Source organism: Aliivibrio thorii, from assembly GCF_057368585.1.
The window spans coordinates 3,061,390-3,070,806 of the sequence record NZ_CM170654.1; the positions used below are offsets into that span (position 1 = coordinate 3,061,390).

Here is a 9,417-nt window from a genome sequence, read left to right on the forward strand (position 1 = left end):
TTACTCACCTTTTTTTAATAAACCGTGTTTCTTTAAATGAACCAATAAAATTGAAATCGCAGCAGGAGTGATACCTGAGATACGAGAAGCAATACCAAGAGTTTCAGGTTTTGCATCACTTAATTTAGCAACCACTTCATTTGAGAGACCTTTTACTTTGCTGTAATCCAAATCTAATGGCAGTTTTGTATTTTCGTGGCGTAATGATTTTTCAATCTCATCTCGTTGACGCTGAATATAGCCGGCATATTTAACTTGAATCTCAACTTGTTCTGCAGCTTGCTGATCTTCAATCCCTGGACCAAAATTTTCAAGTGACACTAAAGAGTTGTAAGTCACTTCTGGACGACGAAGAAGATCCTCTCCATTTGCTTCACGAACGATCGGTGTTTTTAAGATCGAATTTACTTGATCAATATTTTCAGATTTTGGGTTAATCCAAATATCTTTTAAACGTTGATTTTCTTTTTCAATATTTTCTACTTTTTCGCTAAAGCGAGCCCAACGAGTATCGTCAACTAAACCAAGGGCACGACCTTGTTCAGTTAAACGCAAATCTGCATTATCTTCACGTAAAGATAAGCGATATTCAGCGCGAGAAGTAAACATACGATATGGTTCTTTTGTTCCAAGCGTTGATAAATCATCAATCAGAACTCCCATGTACGCTTCATCACGTCGTGGACTCCAGCCTTCTTTGCCTTGAGCAAATAAACTAGCATTTAAACCTGCCATTAGACCTTGAGCAGCAGCTTCTTCATATCCAGTTGTACCGTTGATTTGGCCTGCAAAGAATAGACCTTCAATAAACTTAGTTTCATATGTTGATTTTAAATCACGAGGATCAAAGAAATCGTACTCAATTGCGTACCCAGGACGCACGATGTGTGCATTTTCGAAGCCTTTCATTGATTGAACAATTTGTAATTGAACATCGAATGGTAAACTTGTTGAGATACCATTTGGGTATAATTCGTGTGTAGTTAGTCCTTCTGGTTCAATGAATATTTGATGGCTATCTTTGTCAGCAAAGCGCATTACTTTATCTTCAATTGAAGGACAGTAACGAGGACCAATACCTTCGATAACACCAGCATACATAGGGCTGCGATCAAGGTTTTTGCGAATTACATCATGGGTTTTTTCATTGGTATGAGTAATAAAACAATTCACTTGTTTAGGATGTTGTTCTCGATTACCTAAAAATGAAAATACAGGCGTTGGGTTATCACCTGGTTGTGCCTCTAATACTGAAAAATTAACAGTGCGAGCATCGATACGAGGTGGGGTACCTGTTTTTAAGCGCCCGATCCTAAATGGACGATCTCTTAATCGTTGGGCTAAAGTGATCGAAGAAGGATCTCCTGCGCGGCCTCCAGAGAAGTTTTCCATGCCAATATGTATCTGACCCCCTAAAAAGGTTCCAGCGGTTAATACAACCGATTTAGCACGGAATTTAAGGCCCATTTGAGTTACAGCACCAACAACTTTGTCGTTTTCAATAATTAAGTCATCTACGGCTTGTTGAAATAACGTTAAGTTTGGTTGATTTTCTAATACTGAACGAACAAATGCTTTATACAATGCTCTATCAGCTTGAGCACGAGTCGCTCTTACTGCTGGGCCTTTTGAAGCATTTAGGGTTCTAAATTGAATACCACCGTGATCAATGGCTTGTGCCATTAATCCACCTAAGGCATCCACTTCTTTTACCAGATGGCCTTTGCCGATCCCACCAATAGCAGGGTTGCACGACATTTGACCTAATGTGTCAATGTTATGAGTGAGGAGAAGTGTTTTTTGACCTGTTCTTGCCACAGCAAGTGCTGCTTCAGTACCAGCATGACCACCGCCAATAACAATGACATCAAAGTTTTCTTGGTAAAACATGATTCGACCTTAGGTGTAATGAAAAGAGTTAGAAGAATTTAACTTAAGAGATCTATTTTACCCTTTTTCTAGCTTGGAAAGAAACGAAAAAGTGACGAAGTTCAAAAAAGAAAGATCGCTTAATATATTTAAGATCTTTTAAAGAGATCTCTTATTAGATCTATTATATAGATCATCGATCTCTGTGGATAAGTATTAAATGATCAATTGGATCATATACTTTGGATCGATCTAAAGTTGTTACTTTTCTTTGATCTTCGATCGGATGGCTTGAGGATAAAAGAGCTTGTTATCCACAAGGGGGTAGGGCAGTAGATCTTATTCAATGGATAACTATAACTTGATCACTGGATCTTTCTATAGTTATCCACATAGTAGATGTTTTCTATTTAATAACTTTTCATCATGATCCTAAATGAATTATTAACAAATATATTCTTTTAGCCACAATTCTGCCGGTTCTTCTGGGATACTATGTTGGGTTACATCTATCTCTAAAAGTGGAAATTCTTCAGTTGCCCCTAATTTTAGAAGCGTGTTTTGCAGTGATTTACCAGCTGCACAGAAAGTGTCGTAACTTGAATCACCAATGGCAACTATGGCAAACTTTACTTTTGAGATGCTTGTGTTGTTGTTGATGAGCTGCTGAATGAAAGGCTTGATGTTATCTGGATAGTCTCCCGCACCATGAGTAGATACGACTACAATCCAAAGGCTACTGTTGTCTATTTCGTCTAAATTAGGTTGATTATGGATATCGGTTGTAAAGTCCATTTCCTCTAATAAATCAGCGATATGATCGCCAACATACTCAGCACCACCTAGAGTGCTACCTGTAATGATTGATGCATTTTTCATGAATTTTTCCTATAAAAAATGGGCCGTAATAGCCCATTATTGTTTGTATTATTTAGTGTTATTTACCAATACAAAAAGAAGTAAATATACGTCCTAGCAAGTCATCAGAAGTAAATTCACCGGTGATTTCACTCAGGTGTTGTTGTGCTATTCTCAGTTCTTCAGCAAGAATTTCACCAGCCATATAACCTTCAAGTTGTTGCTGACCTATATCTAGGTGTTGAGAGGCCTTTTTTAGTGCTTCTAAATGGCGTCTACGAGCCATAAAGCCGCCTTCTTGGTTACCCGAAAAGCCCATGCACTCTTTTAAGTGAGTACGCAGAGCATCAACACCTTCGCCTGTTTTGGCTGATAATCGGATAAGAGTAGGATCATTTACGTGGCAAATACCAAGTTCTTCACCTGTTTGATCTGCTTTATTGCGGATCACGGTCATTCCCATATTTTTAGGTAAACGATCAAGAAACTCAGGCCAGATTACTTTAGGATCTGTAGCATCAGTTGTTGTGCCATCAACCATAAATAAAACGCGATCGGCTTGAGCTATTTCATCCCATGCTCGTTCAATACCAATACGCTCTACTTCATCAGAGGCTTCACGAAGGCCAGCAGTATCAATGATATGTAAAGGCATACCATCAATGTGAATATGCTCTCTGAGTACGTCACGGGTGGTTCCTGCAATATCTGTAACAATAGCGCTGTCTTTACCAGATAAGGCATTGAGCAGGCTGGATTTGCCCGCATTAGGGCGTCCAGCTATCACTACTTTCATACCTTCACGCATGATCGCACCTTGATTCGCTTCTTTACGAACTGCGTTTAGGTTATCAATGATCCCTTGTAAATCACCACTGACTTTACCGTCAGCAAGAAAATCGATTTCTTCTTCTGGGAAATCTATGGCGGCTTCAACATAAATTCGAAGGTAAATAAGGGATTCTACTAAGGTGTTAATTTTATTTGAAAAGACACCTTGCAGTGAATTTAATGCAGATTTTGCTGCTTCTTCAGAACTTGCATCGATTAAATCGGCAATGGCTTCGGCTTGAGCTAAATCCATTTTATCATTCAAAAAAGCTCTTTCTGAAAACTCACCAGGCCTTGCAGTTCGAATGCCATCTATTTTCAAAATACGTTTAATGAGCATATCCATGACAACAGGGCCGCCATGACCTTGAAGTTCTAGAACATCTTCACCAGTAAATGAATGTGGGTTAGGGAAGTAGAGGGCGATGCCTTGATCAAGCTCTACACCGCTTTCATCTTTAAACGGGGTATATTCTGCGTAACGAGGTTTAAGTGTTTTTCCTACTACTTCTAAAGCAACTTGTTGAGCTTTAGGACCTGATACTCGAATGATGCCTACGCCGCCTCGGCCAGGGGCTGTTGCTTGTGCAACGATGGTTTCTGTATGTAATGTCATGATAATTCTTAATGTCTATTGCTTGAGCATATTGTAAGCCGATAACACAAAAAAGGCGACCAATGGCCGCCTTTTGTTTATTTCTTTAGAAATTCAAGTTACTTAGAGTGTAAGCCTTTTTTCTCAAGTGCACGGTAAATCAGAGTTTGCTGAATTAACGTTACGATGTTTGATACTAACCAGTAAAGAACTAGTCCTGCTGGGAACCATAAGAAGAAGACTGTGAACATAACAGGCATGAACGTCATGATCTTCTGTTGCATTGGATCCGTTACTGTCGTTGGGCTCATCTTCTGGATTAAGAACATACTTGCACCCATTAGTAATGGCAGGATGTAGTATGGGTCTTGTGCTGATAAATCCGTGATCCAACCAAAGAATGGTGAATGACGAAGTTCAACTGATTCCATTAGTGCCCAGTACAGAGAAATGAAGATAGGCATTTGAAGAACGATTGGTAAACAGCCACCTAGTGGGTTTACTTTCTCTTTCTTATAAAGCTCCATCATTTCTTGGCTCATACGCTGACGGTCATCGCCGATGCGCTCACGCATTGCTGCCAACTTAGGTTGAAGCATGCGCATTTTAGCCATTGATGTGTACTGTGCTTTCGTTAGCGGGTACATAGCACCACGAACGATGAACGTTAAGAACATGATCGCTAGACCCCAGTTCCCAACAATACCGTGAATGAAAGACAGTAATTTGTGAAGTGGAGAAGCGATGAACCATAACCAACCGTAATCAACACTTAAATCTAAGTATTTAGCAGTTGCAGCCATTTCTGGTTGAAGTTTTGGGCCTGTCCAAAGCGTTGCTGTAAGCGTAGCTTCTTGGCCTGCAGGGATTGTCACTGAAGGCATACGAACGCCAATGTAACCGTAATCGCCAGCAACACGTGAAGTCAGTGTTGCGTCATTTACGTTACGTGGGATCCAAGCAGATGCGAAATAATGTTGCAACATACCAGCCCAACCTTGACCATTTGTCATGTCGATAGATAAATTCTTATCTTCCATGTCGTCAAAGCTGTATTTTTTATAGCGTGTATCTTCAGTAGAGTAAGCGCCACCACGGTACGTTGGCATTGTTAAGCTGCCACCGTCATCCAGTAAGTTTTGCTTTAAGTTTGCGTACATTTCTACTGTTGCTGGTGCTGAAGATTGGTTATCAACCGTGTAATCAACATCAATAGCGTAGCTGTCACGTTTAAGCACTAGTGTTTTAGTATAAGTAATACCATCTTTCACTAATGTTAACGGAACGCGTAATTCGTTTTGACCATCCGCTAAAACATAATCTGTTTTTTGCGTTGTAAATTGTGCACGACCAGTGTTCGAGTCGATGCCTTGAGGACCGATTAAACCACTCTGAGCAATATAGCTATGATCAGCATTGTTTTTAAGAAGAATAAATTTTGCTTTAGAGTCTAATTCTGCATCGTATTTATTAAGAACAGATTCAATGATGTCACCACCCAACGTATCTACTTTTAAAGTAAGCACATCAGTTGTGATTGTAATCAGCTTGTCAGATTGTGCTGAATCCGCTGGAGTATCACTGTTTGCTGTTGAAGAAGTTGGAACATCACCATTCGTGTGAGTTTGTTGAACGGTACTAACTGTAGCTGGTTGCTGCGGATTAGTTTCTACTTGCCATTGTTGGAAAAGTAAAAAAGAAACTAAAGCCAGTGCTAGCAACAGAATATTACGTTGGGTATCCATCGTTATTGTTCTCTGTCTTTATGCTGCTTGGGTGGGACGGGGTCATAGCCCCCATCATTCAAAGGATGACATTTTAATAGACGTTTGCCAGTTAGCCAACACCCTTTTACTAAACCGTGTGACTTTAGTGCGTCAATTGCATAATGTGAACACGTTGGAGTAAATCGACAGCGAGGTCCAATCATTGGACTGATGACGAGTTGATAAAAACGGATTAGACCGATAGCTATCCACGAGAAGGGCGAGACAGGCGATGCCATAATTTATCTAGTAGCTTGTTAAAGTCTTCGTTACTCAATTCTTGAGCACTCTTTTTAGCGATAACCACAAAGTCTTTCGCAGGTAATGAATGTTGCTTATTGCGGAAACTTTCACGAGTTATACGTTTAAACTTATTGCGACCAACAGCAGTTTTAATTTGCTTCTTAGGAACAGCAAGACCTAAACGAGGGTGTGATAGTGAATTTTCTCTGGCAAGAATGGTGAAGTGAGGTGAGCCGGCTCGATGAGCTTGCTTGAAAACTGATTTGTAATCTTCGGGAGTTAACAAGCGTAACTCCCGAGAGAAGTCGTAATTCATCAAAATAATCTATTGATTACTTAGATAGACGCTTACGGCCTTTAGCACGACGAGCGTTGATTGTGTTACGACCGTTCTTAGTTGCCATACGAGCACGGAAGCCGTGAGAACGTTTACGCTTAAGAACTGAAGGTTGGAAAGTGCGTTTCATGGTATTACCTTATTACTGATCAGTAGTTATTAGGTTTAATTAAACCCGGCGTGGGACGTACATTCCGACGCCTCTCAACAAAGAGGCGGAATTGTAATCATTGACAGAAAAATAGTCAATAAGAGGTTCCACGTATTTTCCGGACGATGAATTATACGTTTTGTGAGCGAGAGCGCAAGGATCTTTATGCGATCCCTACTTGATTTAAAAATTTCTGTAATTTTGGATCCTGTGGATAACCAAAAATTTGTTTTGGGGTTCCTTGTTCAACGATCTTTCCATCAGCCATATAGATAACTCTGTCGGCAACTTCTTTGGCAAACTGCATCTCATGAGTAACCACTAACATGGTTTGATGTTGAGTTGCGAGTTTTTTCATTAAACTCAATACCTCATTTACCCATTCAGGATCTAGCGCTGACGTGGGTTCATCAAACAATAACAGCTCTGCTTCTAATGCCATTGCTCTACCAATTCCTACACGTTGTTGTTGGCCACCAGAGAGGGCGGCAGGGTAATTATCTCCTTTATCACCAAGACCAATATCATCTAATATTTGTTGGGCTCGTTTGAGTGCTTCTGCCTTATTCCACTTGTGGACAGTTACTAAGCCTTCAGCAATATTTTGTCGTGCCGTTAAGTGAGAAAACAAGGCATAGTTTTGGAAGATAAACCCTGTTTTTCGTCGTAACGCTAATACTTCTGCCTTGGTATTATTTTCAGTATCTACACTAACATTACCGATACTGATGGTTCCCTTGTCGGCTGTTTCAAGAAAATTAACGCATCTGAGTAAGGTAGACTTACCTGTACCACTAGAGCCTATGATGGCAATTATCTCGCCTTTATTAATGGTTAGATCAATACCTGAGAGAACTTCAGTTTCACCAAAGCTTTTATGTAGATTGGTAATTTTTATCATCGTACATAGGCCTTATTTAGTTTAGTTTCTGCCCAAGTTTGCACTCGCGTAAGGATAACGACGACACCCCAATAGATTAGAGCTACGGCTAAAAAGGCTTCAAAGAATTTAAAACTGGAAGAGGCTTCCATTTGGGCTTTTGCCATTATTTCAGACACCCCAAGCGTAAAGGCCAAAGATGTTGATTTAATCATGTCGATGAAGTAATTCATCAATGAAGGTAAAGCCACGCGAGTTGCTTGAGGAAGAATAATACGGCGCATTGCTTGGGAAGTTGTCATACCGATAGATAAGCTTGCTTCCATTTGGCTGCGATCGACACCAATAATAGCAGCACGAATACTTTCGGCCATGTAAGCTGCAAAATGGAGTGTTAACCCAATAACGGCTGCGCTGAATGCATCCAAACCAACAAAAATTGGGAATACTTGTGGTAAACCATAATAAAGGAGGAATAACTGAACAAGCAGTGGGGTCCCACGAAAGAAGCTAATGTAAAGCTGACTGAGTTGATCGAATACTGGGATTTTAAAGACTCTTAAATTAGCTAACACTAACGCAAGAGCCAATGCGAAGAATAGTCCCCATATTGCCATTTCTAGTGTCGTACCTAAATACTTAAACAGTATAGGTAAGAGCTCAATCATATACGTAAAATCAAATCCCATGATGTATCTCTATGCATTCGTATTAAGAAAAGTAACAGTTGTTAGTGTCAATGAAATAAATGAGATAAGCAATAAACACAAAACCCACTAGATCGATAGTGGGTTTTGATCGTTCTACTTAAGTGAACCCTATACGTAAGTATAGGTACAGATTATTTTGTTACATCGGCATCAAACCATTTTTGAGATATTTTTGCTAATGTGCCATCTGCACGCATCTCTGATAGGGCCTTATTCACTTCCTTTTGAAGTTTCTGTCCCTTCTCATTTTTAACAAAAGGCCATGCGTTTTCTATTGTTTCAAACGGTTCACCAGCTAATTGCAGTGGCAAACCTGACTTTTTAATTAATTGTGCAGCAGATAAGCGATCCATCACAAATGCATCAGAGCGACCTAAAGCAACATCGTGTTCGATACCTGTATCGTAAGTTTTGATGTTAATTTGGCCTGATTTATCATTATCTCGTAATAATTTTTCAAAATTAGAACCTAAGTTAACGGCAACGGTTTTTCCTGCTAAATCGTTAATACCTTTTATACTGTCGTTGCCTTTACGTACGGTAATTTGCGCGCCATCGACAACATAAGGGTCTGCAAAAAGGTATTTTGCTTCACGCGCTTCTGTTTTGGTAATTTGGTTTGAAATGGTATCAATACGACCAGTTTCCAATAAACCAAATAAACCAGAAAAACTCGCTGTAACATACTCTACGTTGTAATCATTACGGCGACCAATTTCATCCCATAAGTCAACTTCAAAACCTTGTAATTTATCTTGTTTAACAAAGGTAAATGGGAAATAACGACCAGACATCCCTACTTTTACTTCTGTGGCTGCTTGAGCTAACTGTGTTGCTGCTAAAGTTAACGCTAATCCAGTAAGGATATTCTTTGTCCATTTCATGATTGATACTCCCATTATTCTCAGAGAGATCATCATACTTTTTTTGCGATTCACCTCTAAATACCCGATGGTTATGTGTAATAACTAAATGCTCAATTAAAGTCTGTTTTTTAGTCATTGTTGATTAATGTGGGTATAACTCAGGTAAAAAGTGTGTTGATCTAGGTAAAAAAGCGTGATCGGTGTGAATAACTTCGATCTTATTCTCTGGATCATCGATCTAATACTGGCACAATAGTTATCCACAGTATAAAATCGACAACCTTTTAAAATAATTATGAGTGGGGTTGTCC

Annotated in this window: 10 protein-coding genes; all 10 read right to left on the reverse strand. The window is 39.6% G+C overall.

Features of this window, described 5'->3' with window-relative positions; translation table 11 throughout:
- Entirely contained in the window at positions 1-1,890 is a 1,890-nt protein-coding gene (gene mnmG / locus AC2IP4_RS14190) for a tRNA uridine-5-carboxymethylaminomethyl(34) synthesis enzyme MnmG (RefSeq protein WP_486310437.1), read from the reverse strand.
- Between the two features lie 423 nt (positions 1,891-2,313).
- Positions 2,314-2,748 (reverse strand): FMN-binding protein MioC, encoded by a 435-nt coding sequence (gene mioC, locus AC2IP4_RS14195; RefSeq protein ID WP_486310438.1) that lies wholly within the window; start codon positions 2,746-2,748, stop codon positions 2,314-2,316.
- A 58-nt stretch (positions 2,749-2,806) separates the two neighbouring features.
- Positions 2,807-4,174, reverse strand: a complete 1,368-nt coding sequence (mnmE, locus tag AC2IP4_RS14200) for a tRNA uridine-5-carboxymethylaminomethyl(34) synthesis GTPase MnmE (protein WP_486310439.1) — start codon at positions 4,172-4,174, stop codon at positions 2,807-2,809.
- Between the two features lie 98 nt (positions 4,175-4,272).
- The gene (gene yidC / locus AC2IP4_RS14205; RefSeq protein ID WP_486306859.1) at positions 4,273-5,898 is read right to left on the reverse strand and encodes a membrane protein insertase YidC; all 1,626 of its coding nucleotides are present in this window, start codon (positions 5,896-5,898) and stop codon (positions 4,273-4,275) included.
- Positions 5,899-5,900: 2 nt separating this feature from the next.
- Positions 5,901-6,158, reverse strand: coding sequence for a membrane protein insertion efficiency factor YidD (gene yidD, locus AC2IP4_RS14210; protein ID WP_081091604.1), 258 nt, complete (start codon positions 6,156-6,158; stop codon positions 5,901-5,903).
- Complete coding sequence (gene rnpA / locus AC2IP4_RS14215; protein WP_012548914.1) at positions 6,125-6,478, reverse strand: ribonuclease P protein component; 354 nt, start codon at positions 6,476-6,478, stop codon at positions 6,125-6,127. The genes yidD and rnpA overlap by 34 nt, the downstream gene beginning before the upstream one ends.
- A 16-nt stretch (positions 6,479-6,494) precedes the next feature.
- Entirely contained in the window at positions 6,495-6,629 is a 135-nt protein-coding gene (gene rpmH / locus AC2IP4_RS14220) for a 50S ribosomal protein L34 (protein WP_012548915.1), read from the reverse strand.
- A 184-nt stretch (positions 6,630-6,813) separates the two neighbouring features.
- A complete protein-coding gene (locus tag AC2IP4_RS14225) occupies positions 6,814-7,551 on the reverse strand; it encodes an amino acid ABC transporter ATP-binding protein (RefSeq protein ID WP_375321463.1) in 738 nt (245 codons plus the stop codon).
- A complete protein-coding gene (locus AC2IP4_RS14230) occupies positions 7,548-8,219 on the reverse strand; it encodes an amino acid ABC transporter permease (RefSeq protein WP_486306860.1) in 672 nt (223 codons plus the stop codon). The genes AC2IP4_RS14225 and AC2IP4_RS14230 overlap by 4 nt, the downstream gene beginning before the upstream one ends.
- A 152-nt stretch (positions 8,220-8,371) precedes the next feature.
- Complete coding sequence (locus tag AC2IP4_RS14235; RefSeq protein ID WP_486306861.1) at positions 8,372-9,124, reverse strand: amino acid ABC transporter substrate-binding protein; 753 nt, start codon at positions 9,122-9,124, stop codon at positions 8,372-8,374.
- Positions 9,125-9,417 lie beyond the last annotated feature (293 nt).